The sequence below is a fragment of the Photobacterium sp. Hal280 genome (genome assembly GCF_037162255.1).
Lineage (GTDB): Bacteria > Pseudomonadota > Gammaproteobacteria > Enterobacterales > Vibrionaceae > Photobacterium.
Genome location: NZ_JARLUO010000005.1, coordinates 1,196,203 through 1,220,011 on the forward strand (window position 1 = coordinate 1,196,203; position 23,809 = coordinate 1,220,011).

The following is a 23,809-nucleotide window of genomic DNA, read 5'->3' on the forward strand; positions in this document are numbered from 1 at the left end:
CGGCTCTAATCTCACAATTATGACAGCGATCGTTGGTGAACTCTGCCGCCCTTTGAGAGTCACACCAATGGCATATTCCTCGTGAGCGTGTTTGTCATAAGAAAAGTCACTCATGGTGGCATGAAGCAGGGTGACGCCAGCCAGATGAGGATTGATGAAAAACTGAAATTGATTCTCTGATTCCATGTTGTCCTCCTGTCCGTGCGACTTAAAAGAAGAGGTTAACCAATCTTTTCAAGAAAGGCTTGAACAAAATTGCTCATCATGCCGGTTGTGCTGCTTCAGGTTGGTGATTTTTCGGTGCGACTTGCTCATGGGGTAAGATCAATGATGCGTGATGAGGTTCAATCGATCTGTTTAGCAATCACTCTGATAAAAGATAGTGGGATGAGTGCCAATAGGAAGATAGGTTTCTTCGTTAGTATCCTCATAACTTTTAACAATGATATCGGGGTATTGAGCGATAAACTGAATGTGTTATTTGGGATTTAAATGTGATGCCGGTTTGCATTTATTTATCCCTGAATCAATTCGTAACTGAATAGGCGATCATCAGAGCCTTATCGATTATGAGCCACTTTCATCATCAGTGTTGAACTACCATTTACCGAGATATCGCACGATACAGAGAACAGGAATGTTGCGATGACATTTAACCTGAGAATTCAACCTTCATCCTTGGGACGTTTAGCCGGTCTTGGAATAGCCGTTGTATTTTCCTCTTCTGTAATAGCAAATGATTGGACATACAGCGCCGAAGTATATGCGTTGGGTGCGAGTGTCGATATCAAGTCTGCCCGAGGTCGGAGCACGACAGCTGACTTTGATGAGATAGTCGATAAGTTAGAATTTGCTTTATTTGGGGCCTTTGCCGCGAAACGTGACAGACTGGCTCTCATCGCAAATATTCTCTATGTGAATCTGAATGATAGCAAAGTTAACACCCGCGATTCAGTGACACGCCGGATTGAGGCTGAGCTGAAAGCTGTCGTAAGCACACTCGGTGCGGGCTGGGAATTCAATCGCAGTGATACTTATGTGATCCACGGGGTTCTCGGAGCAAGGTTGTTGGCACTGGATACCGACTTGACCGCTGAGGCAGATTCTCTCGGTGCAAGCGACTTTAATGAATCAACTGACGTTTGGGACGCAGTCATCGGTGTACAGGGCAGAGCAGAGTTATCTGACCAATGGTATCTGTCTTATTATGCGGATATTGGGAGTGGCGATTCTGACTTAACCTGGCAGGCAGTGACTTCAATTGGTTATCGTTTGGAAAACTTTGATATTTCTTTTGGGTACCAATATCTTAAATGGCAGTTCAATGAAATGTTATTGGATGAACTGGAAATAGCCGGCCCGGCACTAGGACTTCGATTTCATTGGTAGTTGAATATCAATTTTCCGCAGCGTACATACTGATTTGTAAGCCTATTCTCGGGCCTGCAGATTCCCTTATGCCATGATTACTACCGTTTCACGCATTCAAAGATAAACCTGACAACCCAATGATACCGAACGGGTGAACAAGGAGACTGATTATGCAAGTGAACAAAGTTATGTTACGGCAAACTCTGACGGTAGCCATGATAGCCACCTTGTCAGGCTTTTTGGTCTCGGCTCCCGGGCAGGCGGCAAGCGGTGAGTTGGATCGCACCACCTTACCCATTGCAGAACCTGAACCGCCAACCTATACAGAGCTTGATGTGCGAGACACCAAACCGCCTCCCCGGTTTGAGGTGACAGCTCCCGAAGGTGCCCCTAATGTGATTATTGTCCTGATCGATGATCTGGGTTTTGGAGCGACGTCTACGTTCGGTGGCCCCATTCCAACGCCAACGCTTGATGAGCTTGCTCAGGGAGGATTACGCTATAACAATTTCCATACGACTTCTCTGTGTTCACCGACCCGAGTGGCACTTAAAGCCGGACGGAATCATCACACGGCCAATGCCGGTTCGATTATGGAGACTTCTACAGCGTACCCGGGAAACACGGGCGCCATTCCTAATCGCGTTGCACCGCTTGCGGAGATGCTGCGTTTGAACGGGTACAGTACTGGCGCGTTTGGTAAATGGCACGAAACGGCCGCCTGGGAAACCAGTGTCTCTGGTCCCTTTGATCGCTGGCCGACCCGGCAGGGATTCGACAAGTTCTATGGTTTTATTGGCGGTGAGACAGACCAGTGGTCACCGTTGATCTTTGATGGCCTCAAACGCATTAATCCGCCTCGTACCAAAGGCTATCACTTCACTGAAGATATGACTGATCAGGCTATCAACTGGATGAAAGCGCAGCAGTCGATGACCCCGGACAAACCTTTCTTCATGTACTTTGCCACGGGGGCCACACACGCGCCACACCATGTCCCGAAGGAGTGGATTGAGAAATTTCATGGTCAGTTCGACGAGGGGTGGGACCAGGTACGACAAACAAGCTATGAACGGCAAAAAAAGGCAGGCATCATTCCGGGAAATACCCAGTTGCCACCACGACCTGACGATATCAAGGCTTGGGATCAGCTCTCTGAGGATGAGAAAAAATTGTTCCGTCGTCAGGCTGAGACCTTTGCTGGATTTGTGGCTCATACTGACCATAACGTCGGCCGGCTGATGGATGCCGTGGCTGCCATCGGCGAAATGGACAACACCTTAATCTTCTATATTGCTGGCGATAATGGCACCAGTGCCGAAGGCGGTATGGTCGGGATGTTCAATGAAATGACCTACTTTAATGGTGTGCAGGAAAAGGTAGAGGATTTGTTACCTTTGATTGACAAGTGGGGCAGCCCTGAGACTTTCCCGCATATGTCTGCTGGCTGGGCCGTGGCCTTTGATGCGCCTTTTACCTGGACAAAACAAGTCGCCTCCGATTTTGGCGGTACCCGTAATGGTCTCGTCGTCCACTGGCCGCAAGGCATCCAGGCACCTGGCGGGTTACGAAACCAGTTCAGTCATGTGATTGATGTCGCTCCGACAGTACTGGAAGCGGCCAAACTGCCGGAACCTACCGTAGTCAATGGTACCCCGCAAGTGCCAATGGAAGGGACGAGTATGCTCTACAGCTTCAATGACGCTGAAGCGAAGGAACGCCACACTGTGCAATATTTCGAGATGTTCGGAAATCGTGCCATTTACCGTGAAGGCTGGTTGGCACGTACAATTCACCGTGCGCCCTGGCAGACAGGCAAACAGAAACCGCTGAAAGATGATGTCTGGGATTTGTATCATGTCAGGGAGGATTTCAGCCTCGCGAATAATCTCGCCGATAAACATCCGGAAATGCTCAAAGAACTACAGGCACTGTTTATGTCTGAAGCAGAGAAATACCACGTGTTGCCTATCGACGACCGCACAATTGAGCGCACGAATCCGGCGCTGGCCGGACGACCAGATTTGATTGGTGATCGTAAGTCATTGACCCTCTACGAGGGGATGGATGGCATGTTAGAAAACACCTTTATTAACGTGAAAAACCGATCTAAAACCATCACGGCTGAAATTGAAATTCCCGAGGGTGGTGCATCAGGTGCATTGCTTGTTCAGGGCAGCCGGTATGGTGGCTGGTCGCTGCATGTGCGAGAGGGTAAGCCGGGCTATGAATACAACTGGCTCGGATTACAGCGCTACGTTATTGAGAGCCCTGATGCTTTACCGAGCGGGAAGTCGACTGTCGTGCTGAACTTTGTTTACGACGGAGGTGGGCTCGGTAAAGGAGGCGAAGCGACGTTACTGGTCAATGGGAAAGAAGTGGCTAAAGGCAGGGTGGAAAAAACGCAGCCCTATATCTTCTCGGCAGATGAAACCGCCGATGTGGGTCTTGATAACCAGACGCCGGTTGCCAACGGCATAGGTTATGGCCCGGAGGAAACTAAGTTTACTGGCAAGATCCATCAGATCATGCTCGAGGTGAAATGAACTGCATCTGAGTTCGTCACTGGTGCTTTGATGCACCAGTGATATGTACCGGTGATATTCCACAGGGCAAAGACAACACGGTATGAACAGCGGCAATTTACTCAGCGCGTGAGGCCGTTTCAGTAACGAAGCCGCTGCCTTAATTGTTCCAGCTGCGGGTCACTGCCGTAGGTGTTCAGCCAGGACGTCACCAGTTTATAGGCTTTTTCTCTTTGATTGAGTTGCTCCATCACCAGTGCCAAGGCCAGGGTTGTTGGCCGGAAACCGGGTTGAATCTCATAGGCTTTCTGCAGTTCGATTTGAGCATCGGGTAAGGATTTTTGCCGGACATACCATAACGCCAGTGCGTAGTGAGGATCGACCGCATTCGGATGCGCTTTTACCGCAAGTTTGAGCAGATCACCTGCTTTGTCGTCCCGGCCCGTGGCACGGTATAAATCCGCCAGATTCAGCAAAGCATCCTGATAGTCAGGCGTAATGGTCAGGGCCTGCCGGAAGTAGGTTTCAGCGCTCAGGGTATCTTGCTGATTTAAGCTGAACAGGCCCAGAATCACCTGCATGTCGGGCATACCTGAATTGAACGCTGAATCTGTGATGAACTCTTTATACAGTCTCTGCACCTTGTCGCTTTGCGTTTTGGTTCGCTGGTAAAGCGGCAAACCTGCTAAGGCTCGGGCTATTTCATAGCGCACTGCCTGGACGGGTTCATCCAGGTGTGCAGACAACAATTGCCAGCGTTGCAAAACAGGTAGCTGCATCACAGAGCGTACGGTACCAAGCCGGATCATCCAGGACTCGTCATTGAGCAAATCAGCAATACTTTGCTGATCATTTGCCACTTGGTTCGGGCTTAAACGCAGTGCAGCGCTGGCTCTTACAATAGCGCTGTAACCGCCGTCATTGGCAATGTTTAACAGTGCTTTGTCTTTGTTGATTCCCTGATCGGCCGCCATGAAGGTGGTCGCAAATTCAGGTTTCTGTGGTGGTTTTTGTAAATCAGCCACCCATGCCTGAATCGCTTTCGTTGCCCAGGCGGGTGTCTGTCCGGTGTGGCAGGTCGTGCAAGCGTCCGGGCTGCCGACCTGGTGACTTAACAACGGATCAGGAACACGAAAACTGTGGTCTCGTCTGGCATCCACCCCCATGTAGGTGGTCGCTGTCATATGGCAGTTCACACACTGGCTGGCTTTGTCATCAGTGTGATGGTGGTGAGCCACAGTGTCGAACACCTCAGGGTTATGGCATTGGCTGCACACCTGATTCCCTGGTTTTTGAGTGATAAGCTGTGCGGGTTATGGCAGTCGGAGCACACCACACCCTTTGCATGCATCTTGCTCTGCATAAAAGAGCCATACACGTATACTTCATCGAGCATCTGGCCGTCCGGATAGTAAAGGCCAGCTTCTATTAAGCGGGGGATATGCTGATCGGCAAAACTGCTGTCTGGTTCCCACTGGCTGAGTTCCTGACGGCGTGAGTGACAATGCGCGCACACATCGACCTGATGCGGATTATTGCTGCTTGAACGGTATTTAATGCGTTGCCGGGCATTGGGGTATTGCCACAGTGCCGGATTGCTGATGGTGTGTTTAAAGCCGAAATGCTGAGGAGGTGGCTGTGATTCTGAACGCGCCCAGCCGATGTGATCTTTGCCTGAGCCATGGCATGATTCACAACTGACGTTGATTTCATTCCAGGTTGTATTGAACGTATTGGTTTTTATGTCGAACTTGTTGACTAACCCGGTTGAATGACAACTGGCACAGCGGGTATTCCAGTTAAACTGAGTACCTGTCCAGTGCAGCGGGTCGTTAGAGTCAACGGCAGGCTGCGCAGGCAGACCATGAGACAGACTTTCGTGCTCAGGGTATAAATGGTACCAGTGTTGCCCGCCCTGAGAGGCGGGTCTGCTGTCCCAGATTATACTCAGGACTTGTTTTCTGCCGTCATCAAAATCCACGATGTATTGCTGCAGAGGATACACCCCGAATGTGTAGCTGATTTTGAAATCTTCTAACTGGCCAAGTGCATTTTCTGTCTTGACCCAAAATTCTTTGCCTTTGCGGTAAAAAGTGGAAGTGATTTTGCCATAAGTGAAGGCAGTGTTATTGAAATCGCCCAGAACAGATTCGTCTGTGGCTTTGAGCATCGCCGCCTGATGATGGCTGGCTGACCAGTCCTGATAGGCTTGCTGATGGCATTGCTGACAACTTTCTGAGCCTGCGTATTGCGCAGCGACAGCAAAGGGAGAAATCAGAGAGAGCAGCAGAACTATCCATAGAGAAACCACACTTATTCCTTTCACTATGCTTTCAATGTCAACACCTTGAGTTAAAGGTTAAGTGAAGTCGGCATGAAATGCCATGTTGGAAACGTTCGCGTGGTGATGCCGCCGGCACGCTCACTCATGGATAAAAAAGGCCGCATCGCGGCCTTGGGATATCACGGCAGTGGTCGGGTAGGCCACTGCCTTTTCAGGGGAAAAGGTTAGCCAAAGGATTTACTCATGCCTTCCAGAGACGTCACTTTCTCGCGCATTTGGTTTGCGGCCTGTTCCATGCGGGACATCATCACAAGGTTGTCCGATGACGAGGTGGATATCTGATGCACGTTGTGACTGATCTCCTGAGCAACGGCGCCTTGCTCCTCGGCCGCTGCGGCAATTTGCGTTGAAATTTCAGCAATTTCATCCACCATGGACACCACTTCCAGAATACTGTCTGCTGTGTCATTGGTGTGGGCAACACATTGACGGGTTTTCTCAATACTCTCCGAAGAGGTGGCTTGCCACTGATTCAGGGTAGCATTGATACTGACAATGCTGGTTTGGATGTTTTCAGTCGCGCCGTGGGTACGCTGCGACAAGGCACGTACTTCATCGGCCACGACCGCAAACCCCCGCCCTTGTTCGCCGGCCCGTGCGGCTTCAATCGCGGCGTTGAGCGCCAGCAGGTTGGTTTGCTCAGCAATGCCCTGAATTTCCATCATCATGGTTTCAATCTGTTCAGACACTTTGACCAGTGACTGGGCGGTTTGCGCGGCATTTTCGGTGTCTTTAGCTAAGTCATTGATATTATTTTGCGTGAGCTGCAGCACTTTGGTGGTGTTCGCGCATTTTTGCTGCGCGGTGAGGACTTTGTCTGTCGTGAGCTGGGTATTTTGCGCAATTTCCGTCGCAACAGCAGACATCTGAGTAATGGACGTCGCGATATGCTGGGTATCTGCATCCTGATTAGAGATAGAGTCTCGGGTGGTAATCGTGACCTTGGTGAGTTCATCTGTAACTTCGCGAATGGTCAGCGCAGCGTCATTTACCCGGCCCAGTACGGTTTTCAGTCGGGCATCGTTTAATTTCAGATGGAAATCGGCAATGGACGTCAGGTCATCGCCGCTGTAGACAATGCGGGTGAGGGCATCATAGTTATCCGAGAGTTGCTGAAAAAAACGGGGCACAGCAAATAGTTCACCCCGACAAAGGATCGCAATGAAGATCAATGGAACAGCAGCGGATAGGAATTCGAATTGAGGGAGATAAAAGTGCGTTAATGTGGCACTCAGCACAGTGAGCAGGGCAGACAGGCCCAGCTTGGCCCAGCTGGATAGACGAAACCCATAAGGGTTTTTTTCATTGTTCAGTTGCTGATAGACATGCGTCGCTGTGCTGATCATGTCCTGAGTCGGTTTGCGGCGGACCGATTGATAGCCGCAAACCCGATTATTTTCGTACAGCGGGGTGACGTAAGCATCCACCCAGTAATGACTGCCGTCTTTGCAGCGGTTTTTGACAATGCCCCGCCAGGGTTTCTCGGCTTTCAGGTGGCTCCACAAGTCACCAAATGCCGCTCTGGGCATGTCCGGGTGGCGGATAATATTGTGGTGTTGTCCAACCAGTTCGTCAAAGCTGTAGCCGCTGACTTCGACAAATTCGTCATTGGCATAGGTAATCACACCTTGTAAATCCGTTGTTGTCACTAATTGAGCATTAGGATCAAGCACCACTTCCCGGTCATTGACCTGGCGATTTTTACGCATGAATTGTCCCTCTTCGTAATGCGATAAATGGCAGCATTGTTGAACTGTAAGCAGTTCTTTTATTTATATGACACGTCTGACTCAACTCTAGATGAGGGATATTCAACCGCACGGGGCAAATGCCGGGGATTTGAAATTCCTCAAAGAATGCAAATTTAGTGACAGAAAAAGTAAGCAAAGCTGAAATCAGCGATTATCATCTATGCTCACCAGGTATGTTTTTTGCGCTAGGCGTGTCAGATGTAATGGAGGTCATAATTCCATATAAAGAGTGCGTCAATTCTGAGTGAACATTTAATGGAAAATGTGCCAGCACGTTATATCAGCCAGCGTTTGTCTGAAATTTGCCTCAAGTGGCGAATAAATGATCGGGCGGGTAATAAAAAACCCTGCCAGCGTAAGCGGGCAGGGTTTGATCAATCAGCAGAATGAATGGCTGATCAGAAGTTCGCTGAACGCGGTGTCCGTGGGAATGGAATCACGTCACGAACGTTAGCCACACCGGTGACGTAAGAAACCAGACGCTCAAAGCCCAGACCAAATCCGGCATGCGGTACAGTGCCGTAACGGCGCAGATCGCGGTACCAGTTCATATCTTCCGGATCGATGTTCATGGCACGCATGCGCTGATCAAGAATATCCAGACGTTCTTCACGCTGTGCACCACCGATGATTTCACCAATGCCAGGTGCCAGAACATCCATGGCCGCGACTGTTTTGCCATCATCGTTCATACGCATGTAGAAGGCTTTGATGTCTTTCGGGTAGTTCTTCACGATAACAGGCGCGTTAAAGTGCTCTTCGGCCAGATAACGCTCGTGCTCGGAAGACAGGTCGATACCCCACTCAACGTCGAACTCGAACTGACGGCCGGACGCTTTCAGGATCTCAATCGCATCGGTGTAATCCACCTGAGCAAAATCAGAGTCAACGAATTTTTCCAGACGGGTGATCGCTTCTTTGTTGATGCGCTGTGCGAAGAATTCCAGATCATCGCGGCGCTCTGCCAGCACGGCTTTAAACACATACTTCAGCATGTCTTCCGCCAGTTTGGCAACATCGTTCAGATCAGCGAATGCCACTTCAGGCTCAACCATCCAGAACTCAGCCAGGTGACGGCTGGTGTTCGAGTTTTCAGCACGGAAGGTCGGTCCGAAGGTGTACACTTTGCTCAGGGCACAGGCGTAGGCTTCGGCGTTCAGCTGGCCGGAAACGGTCAGGAAAGTCTCTTTACCGAAGAAGTCTTCGTTGAAATCGACATTGCCTTGTTCGGTACGTGGCAGGTTTTCCAGATCCAGCGTGGACACGCGGAACATTTCACCGGCACCTTCGGCGTCAGCGGCAGTGATCAGCGGGGCAGATACCCAAAAGTAACCCTGCTCGTGATAGAAGCGGTGAATGGCCTGAGACAGGCAGTTACGCACCCGGGCGACTGCGCCAATGACGTTGGTACGCGGACGCAGGTGAGCCACTTCACGCAGATACTCAATCGAGTGACGTGTTTTCGCCATTGGGTAAGTGTCTGGGTCATCCACCCAGCCAACCACTTTCACGTCAGTCGCTGCCAGTTCGAAGTCCTGACCTTGTGCCGGAGATTCAACCACTTTACCCGTGACTTCCACTGAACAGCCAGTGGTCAGTTTCAGCACTTCTTCCTGGTAATTATTCAGTGCATTCGGGACCACGGCCTGAATCGGGTCGAAACAAGAGCCGTCATAGATGGCAAGGAAAGAGATTCCGGCTTTGGAATCCCGACGTGAACGGATCCAACCGCGTACAGTGATTTCACTGTCTACCGCAATCTTACCGCTCAGTACGTCTGAAACAGGCGCGTAAGTCATGATGTCATTATTCTCCGTTTAGGCACGACTGAGTGCTGTGCTTAATTTACTGTCCAAAACAGCAATATTACCTGTCTTGACACAAGCATCAAGCCTTGATGCGTTACCTGATGGGAAATAATCACATTGTGTTGTGTTTTGTGTCGATTAAATAATCGCTGCGGCAACGCTGGCGGCCGTTTTCAGGCCGCCAGGGTGATTTTTAACCTAAGGCGCGGGTGGCGCCGGCGGTGTTAGATCGCAGGTTTGTCCGTCCCTTAAGATGGTGCCGGGGAACGGGCTGTCCGGCAGCGGGGCTTCTGTGGGTGATTGTACCGTCACTGCGGGCACATTCGCCGCCGGGATCAGCGCTACTACATCGCTCCACATCTCGCCCTGATCGGCACCCAACGCCGGTGTCGCACTCTGCCAGCGGGTAAAGTGATTGAAGCCTTTGACCGTGAATGTCAGGCCATCGGTATCCGAGACTTTGATCCACTCTTTAAAATTGCCGGTCGGGAATCGCTTGGCGCCGTTGCTGAACACTGCGTCGATCTCCGATTGAGCCATGGCATTTTCATAGTACAGCGTGCCATCGGCTTCCAGTTTCCAGCGGATAGGGATGTCAAAACCACAGCCGTCACTGTCTGTGTAGCGACCGGTCTGAAAGCCGCTCTGGCTGTCGGCCTGCGCATTCAGGACTAAATGGCGCGAGGTATCGCTGAACGTCAGCGCCTTACCGGCCAGCATGCTTTGGGTGAAGCGTGGCGTTCTGCCTTCCCAACTGACGGTGCAACTGGCTGCCTGACTGGTGAAAGCTGCTTTGGTCTGTGCCGTGGCAGGCATTTGGCTGCCGCTGTTCCAGCCGGAATCACTGGCCGTGCAGGCAACCAGCGTGTCAGGGGCGTATTGCTTGGTCATCAGGTTATCAATCACACTGGTATTGGCTCCGCCAATGTCGGTCTGGCTGAAATATTTAACGGCCAGAATCGGACGATCCTGATATTTCTTGTGGGTGAGTGCCCATAACTGGTAATCGCTGAAGGTATCATTGCTGTTTTCAGTCAGACGCAGAAAGCCATTGTCATTCAGCGTCCAGCTACGGTTGCTGCTGCCGGGTTGCAAGACGGTATTGAGGTAATACTCCCAGGTGTTGTCGCTTTTCAGAATCAGGGTTTCCAGCTCGCCCAGCGAGCCCGGATCGGTAGAGATTTGCACCAGGTGCTGGTCAACCAGACTGTTGACGCTGTCAGTGACGAAACGCTCGTCACCGCCACATTCGGTCACTGAATTGAGGAACTGATCTTCAGTGGCCGGAGAGGTATTGCCAAAGCTGCAGTCGCCAAAAGCAGGCAGATTGTCGCGGGAAGTCACCGCATAAATCTCTTCTTTGGCGGCGTGATTAAAGCCGGCGAAGTGGTAGTCAGTGTCTTTCAGAATTGCCTGACCTTGATGCACTGCACCTTGTTCGACGACTAAGAATAAGTAGGGCGTATCAAAGGGATAGTGATTCGCCAGCTGTTTGATGACATCAGGCACGGCGAACTGGAACATTTCTTTGCCCAGGGCCGACACCGCACCCCAGATACCGGTTTCAACCACCATCCAGTCATCACCGCCGACATTGACCCAATAGTTGGCCTGATGGGTGCCATTCAGCACTAACTCCACCACCACGTTATCGGTCAGATGATAACCGTTGACCTGCTCAATACTGCCAGCACGTTCTACTGACACCATATCCTCCAGGGATGTATAAGGGACGGTCGGATTGTCTCTGGGCGCCACAGTACACGCGTCGCCACCGACCTGAGTGTTACACAGCAGCATACGCGTTGCCACCGGATTCCAGGTGAAATAGTAGCCTTTGGCGGCCTCGCCAAAGGTGGTGTCAGCAGGCACGTAGCGGGTCATGAAATGGTTTTCTTTGGTGGTGAGAAAGTCATGCATTTTCAGGCCAGCCAGAGAATAGCTGTTGACCCGCATGGTGATGTTGCGGCCATCGGCTTCTTCGAGTCCGGCATCTGTCATGCTGGCGGTACTGCTGGAAGAGATCAGCACTTTGAAATACTCGTACAGATCTTTCCAGCCGCTTGAGGTCAGAATCTGGCCTTGTATTGCGTCTTCTTTGCTGTCGAACTGAACCAGACCCTGTTCGCTGAGGTAGGTGAAATCTTCCGTCAGCGAAATGTCGCTCTCGCCATTTTTGGTCCAGCGCCAGTCGATCTGGCGGGTTTCATTGGTGGCGGTATCCGGGCTGTTGTAGTCCATCATGTCAGCTTCAAGGGTGCTGCCTGTGTTTGAGCTGTGGCTGGCCAAGCGCCAGAAACCCGAATTGAAGATGGTCGCTATCTCGTCTTTTTGTGCCGTCAGCTCGGTGTATTTGCGGGTCATGATGCCTTCAAGGATATCGTTGACTACGCTGAGCGACATCAGATTGCTCAGGCTGACGCCATTGAGCCCAAGTTTGGGGATCAGCGTGACACTCAGCTCATCCGCCAGCTCATTGATGAAATCACCGGCATTCCGGACATCAAGGTTACTGGGGTCACTCACGGTTTCACTGAATATGCCCCAGTTGCCGTCTGCGGCGACGCGTTTAATCAACGCGCGGTAGGCGAGCGTGGTTTTTAATGACAGGGCGATTTCGGTGTCGGTTAACGGTGTCATGAAGAGATTGGTCGGCAAATCATCACCGATGGCAAATTGCGGCACGCCATTGAGATCCAGCACCAGTACGCCTTGCAGCAGCAGTGGCACCTGAGCTTCAATACTGTAGTTGCCGTCTGTCATCGCAAAGCTGGTGATGTATCCCTGACCCATGACTTTGCCCTGCTGGTTGATAAACAGTACAGCAAAGTTGTCCTGATACAGCTCAGGGGTGGCCGCGTAAGCCTGACTGACAGGGCTCCAGCTCACGCTTTGCTGTGCTGTCATCAACCCGGCAGGTAAATCGACAGTGACGGTAAATTTGGTTTTGACGGGTGGCAGCTCAGCAGGTTGAATGCCTGCATCATCTCCGCCGCCACCGCACGCAGAAAGCAGGCCAGCCAGAAACAGGCTCAGACCAAGTCTCAGATAGGTGCGCATAACATTTCCCCTGAATACTCAATGCAGCACGTGTTGTACCAATCTCATGGCCGATCATAGGCGGCTGGATTGGTTTCGGTGTTTGGCCTGAGTATAGGTAAGCGGCGGGCAGGGAAATGTAAAACCCGACCGGTCGTCTCATCAGTTGAGACAGCATCTAAGAATTGAGACGACCGAAAACAGGGGGGACTGAAGAGTCAGCTTAATCAGGCAATCGACAGGTATTTGTGTGTCTGGACAGACAGACGCCAGTTACGGGCAATGCAGGTTTGAATGCAAAGCTCGGTGGCTCTGGCTTTCTGGCTGATGGGCTGCAGGGCGATGGTGACTGTGTCTTGCAGCGGCACACCGGTTAACAGGGCATCTAACTGATCGATATCCTTTTGCGTGCCGACCGGGTGCTTGATTTCATTGGCGCGAGACAGTGCACCAGGCAGCACAGGTAGCTTGCCTTTCATGTTAATTTTCGGGGAAACCGTCACCCAGGTATTGTCGGTTGCCAGAACCTCATAAGTCCCGCTGGTTTCAATCTGGCAACGGAAACCGTTGGCTTCCAGCTGCTTGGTCAGCGGGCGTAAGTCATACAGACAAGGTTCGCCACCGGTAATCACAACATGCCTTGCCGTGTAGCCCTGCTCAATCAGCAGGCTGACAATGCCGCCGGCATCCAGAGAGGTCCAGCTTGGCGAGTCACCCTGTTTGGCAAGCATAGCGCTGACGTTCACTTCGTCCTGAGGTTCGGCGCTCCAGGTTTGCTTTGTGTCACACCAGGCACAGCCGACAGGGCAGACTTGCAGACGGACAAAGATAGCCGGCACGCCTGTGAAAACACCTTCACCCTGGATGGTTTCAAAGATTTCATTGATTTTGTACACGGCTGACCTCAAAACAATCAATCAAGTTAACGCGAAAAGGGGGTTTTTGTACCCTGAACCTCAAAGGGCGCGTATTATGTCAGAACCCTGCGTCATTGTCTCTAGAGCCACATATCTTTCAATCATGCTGCTTGTTTGCCCGGCCCGGTAACGCGAAGGCCAAAAGGGACAGGCGGGTCGTGACTGGGTTCACGTCCTTGGCACAAGGGGCTTCACAATTACTTCGCAAAGTAAAAAAATTCAACTTCTTGCGTATTCGTTAACCTTTGAGGATCCAGAGCATGTATGTCGCTCAACCCGGTCATATCGATCATATCAAAAGAAACAATGCCGGAAGCGTCTACAAACTTATCGATCAGTATGGGCCTATTTCCCGTATCGAGCTGTCGAAAAAGAGCCAGTTAGCGCCAGCCAGTATTACCAAAATCACCCGTGAGCTGTTTGACGGGCATTTGATCAAAGAAGCTGAAATTCAGGAATCAGGCAATCGCGGTCGCCCGGCCATTGGCTTAGTGCCTGATAATGATGGCTGGCAATTTTTAGGCATTCGTCTTGGCCGGGGTTACCTGACGATTGCTTTGCATGAGCAGGGGGGCGACATCCTGTTCGAGGAGCGTCAGGATATCGAAGAGCTGGCGCAAAATGATGTGTTGCAAAAGCTGCTTGATGAAATTGAATCTTTTTTTGCCCGTCACGCTAAACAGCTGGACCGGATTACTGCGATTGCGGTTTCTTTACCGGGCTTAGTGAACTCCGACAAAGGCATGGTGCTGCAAATGCCGCACTACGATGTGAAAGATTTGCCGTTAGGCCCGGCCATTCATGAAGCAACGGGTCTGCCGGTGTTTATCGGTAACGATACCCGCTCCTGGGCGCTGGCTGAGCAATTGTTCGGCAATGCCAAAGATGTGGCGAATTCTATTTTGATCTCCATTCACCACGGGGTGGGGGCGGGTATCATTCTGGACAACAAAGTGCTGCAGGGCCGGATCGGCAACATCGGCGAGCTGGGCCATATTCAGATTCAGCCTGATGGTCTGCCCTGTTATTGCGGCAACAAAGGATGTCTGGAAACAGTCGCCAGTTTGCAGGCTGTCAGGCAGCAGGTGAAATCCCGTCTGGCCTTGGGTGAAGCGTCTTCTTTGTACGGTAAAGAACTGACGATCGAGACCATTTGCGAGGCTGCCGTGCAGGGCGATCCGCTGGCTTATCAGGTGATTACTGAACTGGGTTTCCACTTAGGTCGGGCCATTGCCATTATGGTCAATCTGTTCAACCCTGAGAAAGTGCTGATCGGCGGTGAATTTAATCAGGCCAAATCAGTGTTGTATCCCGCCATCCTTGAGTGTGTAAAAAGCCAGTCTTTGCCGGTTTATAACCAGGATCTTCGCATCGAAGAAACCAGTTTTTATACGCAGGCGACGATGCCTGCTGCCGCGCTGGTGAAACAGGCCATGTATGACGGTCACCTGCTGGTGAAACTGATTGAAGAAGGCTAAACAGGGTCAGGATGCAACGATGAATCACGCAGCGACATATCCGTCGTTGCGTTTTTGATGTCGATTACCCGTGATCAGCCAGACTGAAAGTAAGCGCCCGGCAACTAGGAGAACCTTCATGAAAACGAACAAAATCACTGTGTTTTATGACGGCGCCTGCCCGACCTGTGTCCGCGATCGGAAATGGTATGAATCCTGGTTGGGAAAGCATCCGCATCTGGTGGAATGGTACGACATTACCGGTCAGGATGAAGCGTTGGCCGCGATGGGCATTGTGCCCTCTGAAGCGCTGAGAGAGCTGCACGTTCAGGACAGCGACGGGGCGGTTCACAAGGAAATGGATGCTTATATACTGCTGCTGAAGCAAATCTGGTGGATGCGGCCTGTGGCCTGGTTGATGGGGCTGCCCGGCATCAGGCAGGTGTTATCTGCCGCCTATCGCCGCATGGTTGATCAGCGGTTAGCCCGTGAGGGCCGAGGCTGAAGGGCTGGGTTATAAATCGTCGTGTCTGAGTTCTTCATCGATCACATTGTGCAGGAAAGACAGCGCTGCACGATGATCGTTTCGGCTCATAAACCATTGCTTCTGATTGGTTTCTAAAGGCAGAATTTCAAGCCATCGCTGGCAGACCCAGGCCATGTCAGTAAAATCGGGATCCGGATAATTCGCGGCATAGTCGGGGTATTCATCGAACAAGGCTTCCAGACTATTGGCGATAGGCTTGTCGATGAAACGGGTCGAGCTGGGCGTCCAGTTTTTTATTGCACTGACTTCACCAAATCTCAGGCCGTCTTTTTCCTGCCAGTGATTATTAATCACGAATTTTTCTACGCCCCGTATAGTGATGCCCAGTAACCCGTCAGGCAACTGTTCAAAATCTGTGATTTCAACCCGGGTGCCGAAGTGACACAGTGAATCACCGTCTTTCATACACAAGCCAAAACCATCGCCGGAAGACATGGCCAGTGTCACTAAGCGAGTATAGCGAGGCTCAAAAATTCTCAGCTTACTGACACCTCCCGGCAACACATAGAGTCTGAGCGGGAAAAGGGGTAACTGCATCATACTTAACCTTCTGACAGCATGTTTGTCATAGGCCGCAGATTGTTCAGAGATACGATACGGCCTTACCATGACTCTTACATAGAGTATATCTGGTCAAACATGAGGATCTGTCTGTTTTTCGATATTAGTTCAATGATTGTAAAATGGCGGAAACAAGTTTACTAAGCTCCTGATTACGAATAATAAATGGCGGCATGATGTAGATAAGTCGGCCGAATGGACGAATCCAGACACCATTGTCTACAAAACTTTGCTGTATCGTGACCATGTCCACAGGTTCATACAATTCCACCACACCAATTGCGCCGAGCCAGCGGACGGCTTTGACTTTGTCAGACTGAGCCACCGCAGGCAGTAATTCTGCCAGCTGTGCTTCGATCCGGCTGACCTGCTGCTGCCATTGTCCCGTTTCCAGCAAAGACAGGCTGGCATTGGCCACCGCACAGGCCAGCGGGTTACCCATGAAGGTCGGGCCGTGCATAAAGCAGCCTGCGGCACCACTGCACACGGTATCAGCCAGATGCCTGGTGGTCAGGGTCGCCGCTAAGGTCATATAGCCGCCGGTCAAGGCTTTTCCGACACACATGATATCCGGGCTGATGCCGGCATGTTCGCAGGCGAAGAGTTTGCCGGTCCGGCCAAACCCGGTTGCAATCTCATCAACGATCAGCAGCACACCATAGACGTCGCACAATTCGCGCACACGGCGAAGAAAAGTCGGGTGATAGATACGCATTCCCCCGGCCCCCTGAACGATTGGTTCCAGGATTACGGCAGCAATGTCCTGATGATGGCTTTCAAGTTTGGCGGCGAAATCGGCAATGTCACTTTCATCCCAGTCGTCATGAAATCCGAGCGCGGGCGAATCCGCAAAAAGATGCTCTGGCAGAAAACCTTTATACAGACTGTGCATTGAGTTATCAGGATCGGTGACCGACATCGCGGCAAAGGTATCACCGTGATATCCATGGCGCAGCGTCAGGAATTTCGCCCGCGATTGACCTTTGGTATGCCAGTACTGAAGCGCCATCTTCAGAGCCACTTCCACCGACACGGAACCGGAATCGGCCAGGAAGACCTGCTGCAAGGGCTCAGGCGTGATGGCAATCAGTTTGCGGCACAATTCCACCGCAGGCTGGTGGGTCAGGCCGCCGAACATGACATGCGACATTTTGCCCAGCTGATCCTGTGCGGCCTGATTGAGCACCGGGTGATTGTAACCGTGGATCGCTGACCACCAGGAAGACATCCCGTCAATCAGCGCCCGACCATCTTCAAGATACAGAGTCACGCCCTCAGCGTGAGTCACCGGATAGCAGGGAAGCGGGTTGATGGTGGACGTATACGGGTGCCAGACGTGCTGACGGTCGTAATCCAAATCCACCTGTGAAGCCGTGAAGTGGTTGGAGGAGCGCTTTTTGTTGGTGATATTTTGCACAGATGTAAACCTTGTATTTTCTTTGTGGTTGACAGTGTACTTGCTGAAAGTAGACTTGCAACTATTCAAACCCGTGGAATTGTTGCGGTTATCGCATTCAAGCTGCGGGGCATAAGAACAATTAACGAGGTTTACACGTGGAAGTGAGACACGATTGGAGCGTTGCAGAAGTTCAGGCGCTGTTTGAAAAACCCTTCATGGATTTAGTGTTTGAAGCGCAGCAAATTCACCGTCAGTACCATGAACCGAATAAGGTTCAGGTCAGTACTTTGCTGTCGATCAAAACCGGTGCCTGCCCGGAAGACTGTAAGTACTGTCCGCAAAGCGCCCACTATCGTACCGATGTCGACCGCGAGCGCCTGATGGAAGTTGAGCGCGTGCTGGATGCGGCAGAAAAAGCCAAAAGCTCGGGTGCGACCCGTTTTTGTATGGGTGCAGCCTGGAAGAACCCGAAAGAGCGCGACATGCCGTATTTGCTGGAAATGGTACGCGGTGTGAAGTCGATGGGGCTGGAAACCTGTATGACGCTGGGCATGATTACCGGCGATCAGGCCAACACGCTGGCGGATGCCGGTCTGGATTACTATAACCACAATCTGGATACCTCGCCTGAATATTACGGCAACATCATCACCACCCGTACTTATCAGGATCGCCTCGATACCCTGTCACATGTGCGTGATGCCGGTATGAAAATTTGCTCCGGTGGCATTATCGGCATGGGCGAAAGTGCCCGGGACAGAGCCGGTCTGCTGGTTGAGCTGGCGAACCTGCCGGTCCACCCGGAAAGTGTGCCGATTAATATGCTGGTCAAAGTCAAAGGAACGCCACTGGATAGCGTGGATGATGTCGATCCGCTGGACTTTGTCCGCATCATCGCGGTTGCCCGTATTATGATGCCAGCGTCCGCTGTGCGCTTGTCGGCGGGCCGTGAGGGAATGAGTGAAGAAACCCAGACCCTGTGCTTTATGGCGGGCGCAAACTCTGTGTTCTACGGATGTAAGCTGCTGACCACGCCGAATCCGGAAGAAGACAAAGACATGCAGCTGTTTACTAAGCTGGGTATTAACCGTCAGGAGCAGTCCGCGAAACCGGATGAGATTCAGGAACAGGAACTGCTGGGTCAGGTGGCACAGCGTGTCGCTGCCCGCCCGGCAGCAGATGACTTGTTCTACGATGCCTCTGTTTAATTCCCGGATAGCACAGTCCCTGAGTCAGCGACGGACTCAGGGATTGTATCGTCAGAGGCAGCCACTCAACAGGCAGCCATCCTGTGTGCAGTTTGCCGGCAAACCGCGAGCGCAGATCAACTTTTCCAGCAATGATTACCTGGGGCTGGCGCAGTGCCCGGAACTGATTGCGGCCTGGCAGCAGGGGTTGTCGCTGTACGGCGCGGGGAGCGGTGGCTCTCCTTTAGTAACCGGGCATCACACACCGCATGCAGAGTTGGAGCACCGGCTGGCGGATTGGCTGGGGTACGACAGAGCGCTGCTTTTCAGTACCGGATTCAGTGCCAATCAGGCGGTGCTGTTTGCCTTACTCGGCAAATCAGACCGGCTGATCCAGGACAAGCTGAATCATGCCTCGCTGATGGAAGCGGGCCTCTTATCACCGGCGACAATGCGCCGTTTTGCGCACAACGATCTCAAAGCTCTGCAGGCATTACTCAATGCTGACTCAGACGATTGTGCCGCCACCCTGGTGGTCACTGAAGGCGTGTTCAGCATGGATGGAGATCAGGCGCCGCTGGCGGCGATCTCAGCCCTGTGCCGCACATCACAAAGCTGGCTGATGGTTGACGATGCCCATGGTTGCGGGGTGCTGGGGGAAGGCGGCCGTGGCAGCGCGGCGCTGGCGGGCATCAAACCTGAGATCTCTATTGTGACCTTTGGTAAAGCGTTCGGTATGCAGGGCGCGGCGGTGCTGTGCAGCGATGAAGTCGCCGAGTATCTGATTCAGTTTGCGCGGCATTATATTTACTCCACAGCGATGCCACCGGCACAGGCGCATGCCCTGTGTACCGCTTGCGATCTGGTCCAGAGCGGAAACTGGCGCCGGGAAAAACTGGCGGCATTAGGGCACATTCTGAATGACGAACTGCTGCCTGAAGTGGGTCTGGTGACGACAGAAACGCCGATCAAACCTGTATTGCTGGGCAGCAGTGCGCTGGCAATCCAGTTGTCTGCGGCTCTGGCTGAAAAAGGCCTCTGGGTGTCGGCTATCCGCCCGCCGACCGTGCCGGTCAATCAGGCCAGACTGCGTATCACTCTCTCGGCCAGTCATACAGAGAAACAAGTTAAAGCGTTGGCAACATCGTTGAATGCGTCTTTTGAAGAGGTACAGGATGCAGGAAATCAGTCCGACAGTGGTTGTTAAGCCACAGAATCAGAGCTTGTCTGGTCTGAACAAGCAGGCTATTGCCGCCAGTTTTGGTAAAGCCGCCAAACATTATGATCAATCGGCGGCTTTCCAGCGGCAGGTAGGACACCAATTACTGGATAGCTTACCCAGCCTGCCACAAGGCAGTCACTGGCTGGATACCGGATGCGGAACCGGGTATTTCACCCGCCAGCTGCAGGCTATGCGCTACCAGACCACAGCCATCGATCTGTCAGCACAGATGCTGGCGCAGGCCAAAGCCCGTTGTGATGGGACAGGCACATTTTGTGTCGCTGATGCTGAATCGCTGCCGTTTCCCGACAACTCTTTTGATGCGGCCTTTTCCAGTCTCGCCCTGCAATGGTGCTCAGATCTGGCCGTGCCGTTGCGCGAGTTGCAGCGAGTCGTCAAACCGGGTGGGGTGATTGGCATCACCACCCTGGCAGAGGGCACATTGTTTGAGCTTGAGTGCGCCTGGCAATCGGTTGATACGCAGCGGCATGTCAATCAGTTTGACTCTGTCACTCAGCTTTCAAAAGCCGTGGCCGATGCCGGACTAAATGCGGCAGAGTTATCGGTTCAGCCTGTGGTGATGCATTATGCGCGTGCGCTGGATTTAATGAAGGATCTGAAGGGAATCGGCGCGACGCACCTGTCGCAGCAACGTCGGCAAGGGATGTTCGGCCGGACGACGCTGAATCGGATCGAAAATGCTTATGCGCGTTTTCGCGACAGTACGAGTCAGTTACCCGCTACGTATCAGGTTGGTTTTGGAGTATTTACCAATGTCTAATGTATTTTTTGTGACTGGAACGGATACCGATGCCGGGAAAACGGTGGTAACCCGCGCCTTGATTGAATCCAGTGTCCGCGCCGGGTATAGAACGGCAGGGTTTAAACCGATTGCGTCAGGCAGTACGCTGACCGCTTACGGGATGCGTAATTCTGATGCACTGTTTTTACAAGCCGCTTCGCAGCCGGAATTGCACTATGACGAAGTCAATCCCTATACGTTTGAGCCGCCCATCGCGCCGCACATTGCGGCGAAGCAGGCGGGCATCAGCATTGATCCTGCACGGTTGTCTGAAGGCTTATCAAAGCTGAAGTGCAAGAACGATGTGGTGTTTGTGGAAGGTGCCGGGGGCTGGCGTGTTCCTCTTTCCGACACGATGAAATTGTCTGACTGGGTCAAGCAGGAAAAAATGGCTGTCATCTTAGTGGTGGGCGTGAAGCTGGGTTGCCTGAACCATGCGATGCTGACCGCGGAAGCAATTCAAAATGATGGCCTGACGTTGGCGGGATGGGTGGCGAACCTTGTTGATCCGGATACCCACTGTTACGAGGATAACCTGAAGTATCTTGAAGCTTATCTGCCTGCCCCTAAGTTAGGTGAAATTCCCTATTTGCCCGGGATTGCCAAGCGGGATTTAACGGCCTACCTGAATATGGCGCTTTTGGCTTAACTGTCTTCTCTTTTGGATTGCGCGATAACATGACAACGCCGCCAGCAAGGCGGCGTTGTCGCATCTTAATTGTGTTTATCGCGCTGGTTTTTGTTGACTAAGCCTGGCAAACAATACCAGATAGCCGCAGCCAGAATTAAGCTGTAACCCAGCAGTTCGACGCCTTCTTCAGCCAGATTTTTTACTTCTCGCATATAGTTTTCCTGCATCGCGGTTTGCCAGATCTCTCCCATGCCAAACAGGCGTGAGAACACCAGCAGGGTCGCCAGACCGCCCAGCATCAGACCGAAACTGGCGTGCTCGCTGTATCGGCTGAGTGGGGCTAGGGTTGCTGTCAGGTGTTTCCGGGCATAGGCCATGCCCAGCACCGCGACCACGGCAGCCGGAAATTTCCAGAAGCCGTGCCAGACCATATCCAGCAGCCCGTCCAGTTCCCGGATCAACAACACCATAAAAAACGCTGAAACCAGAACCGCAAAACCTTTCTGGGCAGGCTGTTTTACGGCCACGGCAAAAAAGAGTGCGCTGGTGAAAAACAAAAAGAGTTCCTGAGTATATTCAACGAGTGAATTTTCACCGAGGTTGCCACTCAGTTGCAGCATTTCAATTTTAATGATGAATGCTGCAATTGCAGCGATTACGGCAACCGCCATAAACCGAGCAACGGGAGTGAGTAAAGGAAGCGCGCCTACGCGCGAAGTGGTGCTGTCCATAGCAGTTGAGTAAGACTTGTTCATAATCTACCTGCACAGTGTTCATAATGATTTTTGGGACAAGTATCACATAATAATTCTGAATGAGAACTGACGTGCGGTGAGTATGACGCAGAAATGACAAAACCTCCGTTTGGAGGTTTTGGCGAAATGACTTAATCGTGGCTGGGGTTAATGATCACCCAGTACAGCGGCAGGATCCATGGCCTCGGCTGTCTTAGACGCTGCCGGGTCAATCCCCAGCTCTGCGCAGGCTTCTTCAGCCGTCATGCCAAGATGGCAACGCAGGATATCAATTGCGACTTGGTAGTTTTCTTGGTCAGCCATCTTGCCTCCTTGTTCGATACTGTGAATGCGAATACGCAACGACAATAGAGAATGGCGACATCTTATACAATACGACCAAAGTCTAAGACCCTGCTGATCGGGCAAACCATGATTTCTGTCTCAGAAGCGGATATCCCTTACCAAAAGTAACAATTTCCTGCTTCCGCTTGTTTTTAGATTGAACGACCATACTATAAGTACCATCTTATTGATGCGCCAGCCATTCGGAAGGCGCATAAGCATTTGACACCCAGACCTTTGTTGGAGAAAGAAAGGTATGAAGCGAATTGGCTTGTTCCTGGCAACCAACCTTGCCGTAATGCTGGTATTCAGCATTGTGCTCAATATTATTTATGCCGTGACTGATTTACAGCCAGGCAGCTTGAACGGCCTGCTGGTGATGGCGGTGTTGTTTGGTTTTGGCGGTTCTTTGATTTCCCTCTTCATGTCCAAGTCCATGGCACTCAGGTCTGTGGGCGGTATGGTGATTGAACATCCGAGGAATGAAACCGAACACTGGCTGATGGAAACGGTGGCACGTCAGGCGAAGCAGTCCGGTATTGGGATGCCGACTGTGGCTGTGTATGACTCACCGGATATCAATGCGTTCGCAACAGGCGCCAAGCGTGATGACTCTCTGGTGGCGGTTTCGACCGGTTTGTTACACAGCATGACCCGCGATGAAGCTGAGGCCGTACTGGCGCACGAAATCAGCCATATTGCCAATGGCGATATGGTGACCATGACCTTGTTGCAGGGGGTGGTGAACACCTTTGTGATTTTTGTCTCCCGTATTATTGCGGGTGCCGTCAGTGGCGTCAGCAGCAACAATGAAGAAGGTGAGGGCGGCAGCTTTGTCACCTACTTCATCGTTTCCACCATTATGGAATTACTGTTCGGCTTCCTGGCCAGCATTATTACCATGTGGTACAGCCGTCACCGCGAATTCAAAGCCGATGCCGGTTCTGCGCATCTGGTCGGTAAAGAGAAGATGATCGCTGCGCTGGAGCGTCTGAAAGTCAGTCAGGAGTCTCATCTGGAAGGTTCCATGATGGCGTTTGGCATCAACGGCAAGAAAACCTTGTCTGAACTCTTTATGACGCACCCACCACTGGAAAAGCGTATTGATGCGTTGCGTCGTGGTGAGCACCTGTAATCACGCAGTCACTTGTGATGTATAGCCGCCCCCG

Annotated in this window: 19 protein-coding genes and 1 pseudogene; 9 read left to right on the top strand and 11 right to left on the bottom strand. The window is 51.9% G+C overall.

What is annotated here, in order from left to right; all coding sequences use genetic code 11:
* Positions 1 to 42 precede the first annotated feature (42 nt).
* Positions 43 to 186, bottom strand: a pseudogene (locus P4S53_RS14935) (AraC family transcriptional regulator); the annotation flags it as partial.
* A gap of 459 nt (positions 187 to 645) precedes the next feature.
* Between P4S53_RS14935 and P4S53_RS14940 the strand changes: the two are divergent.
* Together P4S53_RS14940 and P4S53_RS14945 are read left to right on the top strand one after the other, a co-directional pair.
* Positions 646 to 1,389 carry a hypothetical protein gene (locus P4S53_RS14940; RefSeq protein WP_337113267.1) on the top strand — a complete coding sequence of 248 codons (744 nt, stop codon included), beginning with the start codon at positions 646 to 648 and terminating at the stop codon, positions 1,387 to 1,389.
* 152 nt (positions 1,390 to 1,541) lie between these two features.
* The gene (locus P4S53_RS14945) at positions 1,542 to 3,917 is read left to right on the top strand and encodes an arylsulfatase (RefSeq protein WP_337113268.1); all 2,376 of its coding nucleotides are present in this window, start codon (positions 1,542 to 1,544) and stop codon (positions 3,915 to 3,917) included.
* A gap of 119 nt (positions 3,918 to 4,036) precedes the next feature.
* Here P4S53_RS14945 and P4S53_RS14950 read toward each other — a convergent pair whose 3' ends face one another.
* The 6 genes from P4S53_RS14950 to queE form a co-directional block, all read right to left on the bottom strand.
* A complete protein-coding gene (locus P4S53_RS14950; RefSeq protein ID WP_337113269.1) occupies positions 4,037 to 5,134 on the bottom strand; it encodes a tetratricopeptide repeat protein in 1,098 nt (365 codons plus the stop codon).
* Positions 5,089 to 6,207, bottom strand: a complete 1,119-nt coding sequence (locus P4S53_RS14955) for a multiheme c-type cytochrome (protein ID WP_337113270.1) — start codon at positions 6,205 to 6,207, stop codon at positions 5,089 to 5,091. The genes P4S53_RS14950 and P4S53_RS14955 overlap by 46 nt, the downstream gene beginning before the upstream one ends.
* A 197-nt stretch (positions 6,208 to 6,404) precedes the next feature.
* The gene (locus tag P4S53_RS14960; RefSeq protein ID WP_337113271.1) at positions 6,405 to 7,949 is read right to left on the bottom strand and encodes a methyl-accepting chemotaxis protein; all 1,545 of its coding nucleotides are present in this window, start codon (positions 7,947 to 7,949) and stop codon (positions 6,405 to 6,407) included.
* Positions 7,950 to 8,389: 440 nt separating this feature from the next.
* Positions 8,390 to 9,790 carry an asparagine--tRNA ligase gene (gene asnS, locus P4S53_RS14965; RefSeq protein WP_337113272.1) on the bottom strand — a complete coding sequence of 467 codons (1,401 nt, stop codon included), beginning with the start codon at positions 9,788 to 9,790 and terminating at the stop codon, positions 8,390 to 8,392.
* A gap of 207 nt (positions 9,791 to 9,997) precedes the next feature.
* Entirely contained in the window at positions 9,998 to 12,859 is a 2,862-nt protein-coding gene (locus P4S53_RS14970; RefSeq protein WP_337113273.1) for a hypothetical protein, read from the bottom strand.
* A gap of 206 nt (positions 12,860 to 13,065) precedes the next feature.
* A complete protein-coding gene (queE, locus tag P4S53_RS14975) occupies positions 13,066 to 13,734 on the bottom strand; it encodes a 7-carboxy-7-deazaguanine synthase QueE (RefSeq protein ID WP_337113274.1) in 669 nt (222 codons plus the stop codon).
* 281 nt (positions 13,735 to 14,015) lie between these two features.
* Here queE and mlc point away from each other — a divergent pair, with 281 nt between their 5' ends.
* Together mlc and P4S53_RS14985 are read left to right on the top strand one after the other, a co-directional pair.
* Complete coding sequence (gene mlc / locus P4S53_RS14980; protein ID WP_337113275.1) at positions 14,016 to 15,233, top strand: sugar metabolism global transcriptional regulator Mlc; 1,218 nt, start codon at positions 14,016 to 14,018, stop codon at positions 15,231 to 15,233.
* A 118-nt stretch (positions 15,234 to 15,351) separates the two neighbouring features.
* Entirely contained in the window at positions 15,352 to 15,717 is a 366-nt protein-coding gene (locus P4S53_RS14985; RefSeq protein WP_337113276.1) for a thiol-disulfide oxidoreductase DCC family protein, read from the top strand.
* Between the two features lie 9 nt (positions 15,718 to 15,726).
* Here the strand turns inward: P4S53_RS14985 and P4S53_RS14990 are convergent, their stop codons facing one another.
* A complete protein-coding gene (locus P4S53_RS14990; RefSeq protein ID WP_337114499.1) occupies positions 15,727 to 16,296 on the bottom strand; it encodes an LON peptidase substrate-binding domain-containing protein in 570 nt (189 codons plus the stop codon).
* Positions 16,297 to 16,423: 127 nt separating this feature from the next.
* On the bottom strand, positions 16,424 to 17,683 hold the full coding sequence (bioA, locus tag P4S53_RS14995; RefSeq protein WP_337114500.1) for an adenosylmethionine--8-amino-7-oxononanoate transaminase: 1,260 nt from the start codon (positions 17,681 to 17,683) through the stop codon (positions 16,424 to 16,426).
* A gap of 191 nt (positions 17,684 to 17,874) precedes the next feature.
* Here bioA and bioB point away from each other — a divergent pair, with 191 nt between their 5' ends.
* Genes bioB through bioD form a run of 4 tightly spaced genes read left to right on the top strand, consistent with a single transcriptional unit; the run spans position 17,875 to position 21,579 of the window.
* A complete protein-coding gene (gene bioB, locus P4S53_RS15000; RefSeq protein WP_337113277.1) occupies positions 17,875 to 18,927 on the top strand; it encodes a biotin synthase BioB in 1,053 nt (350 codons plus the stop codon).
* Positions 18,914 to 20,113, top strand: coding sequence for an 8-amino-7-oxononanoate synthase (gene bioF, locus P4S53_RS15005; RefSeq protein ID WP_337113278.1), 1,200 nt, complete (start codon positions 18,914 to 18,916; stop codon positions 20,111 to 20,113). The genes bioB and bioF overlap by 14 nt, the downstream gene beginning before the upstream one ends.
* Entirely contained in the window at positions 20,082 to 20,909 is an 828-nt protein-coding gene (gene bioC / locus P4S53_RS15010) for a malonyl-ACP O-methyltransferase BioC (RefSeq protein ID WP_337113279.1), read from the top strand. Before bioF ends, bioC begins: the two co-directional genes overlap by 32 nt.
* Complete coding sequence (gene bioD, locus P4S53_RS15015; protein WP_337113280.1) at positions 20,902 to 21,579, top strand: dethiobiotin synthase; 678 nt, start codon at positions 20,902 to 20,904, stop codon at positions 21,577 to 21,579. Before bioC ends, bioD begins: the two co-directional genes overlap by 8 nt.
* A 65-nt stretch (positions 21,580 to 21,644) precedes the next feature.
* Here bioD and P4S53_RS15020 read toward each other — a convergent pair whose 3' ends face one another.
* Together P4S53_RS15020 and P4S53_RS15025 are read right to left on the bottom strand one after the other, a co-directional pair.
* Complete coding sequence (locus P4S53_RS15020; protein WP_337113281.1) at positions 21,645 to 22,316, bottom strand: hypothetical protein; 672 nt, start codon at positions 22,314 to 22,316, stop codon at positions 21,645 to 21,647.
* A gap of 147 nt (positions 22,317 to 22,463) precedes the next feature.
* A complete protein-coding gene (locus tag P4S53_RS15025; RefSeq protein ID WP_202603971.1) occupies positions 22,464 to 22,619 on the bottom strand; it encodes a hypothetical protein in 156 nt (51 codons plus the stop codon).
* 277 nt (positions 22,620 to 22,896) lie between these two features.
* On the opposite strand from P4S53_RS15025, the gene htpX reads away from it, so the two are divergent.
* Positions 22,897 to 23,775 (top strand): protease HtpX, encoded by an 879-nt coding sequence (gene htpX / locus P4S53_RS15030; RefSeq protein WP_337113282.1) that lies wholly within the window; start codon positions 22,897 to 22,899, stop codon positions 23,773 to 23,775.
* The last annotated feature ends 34 nt before the right edge of the window (positions 23,776 to 23,809 follow it).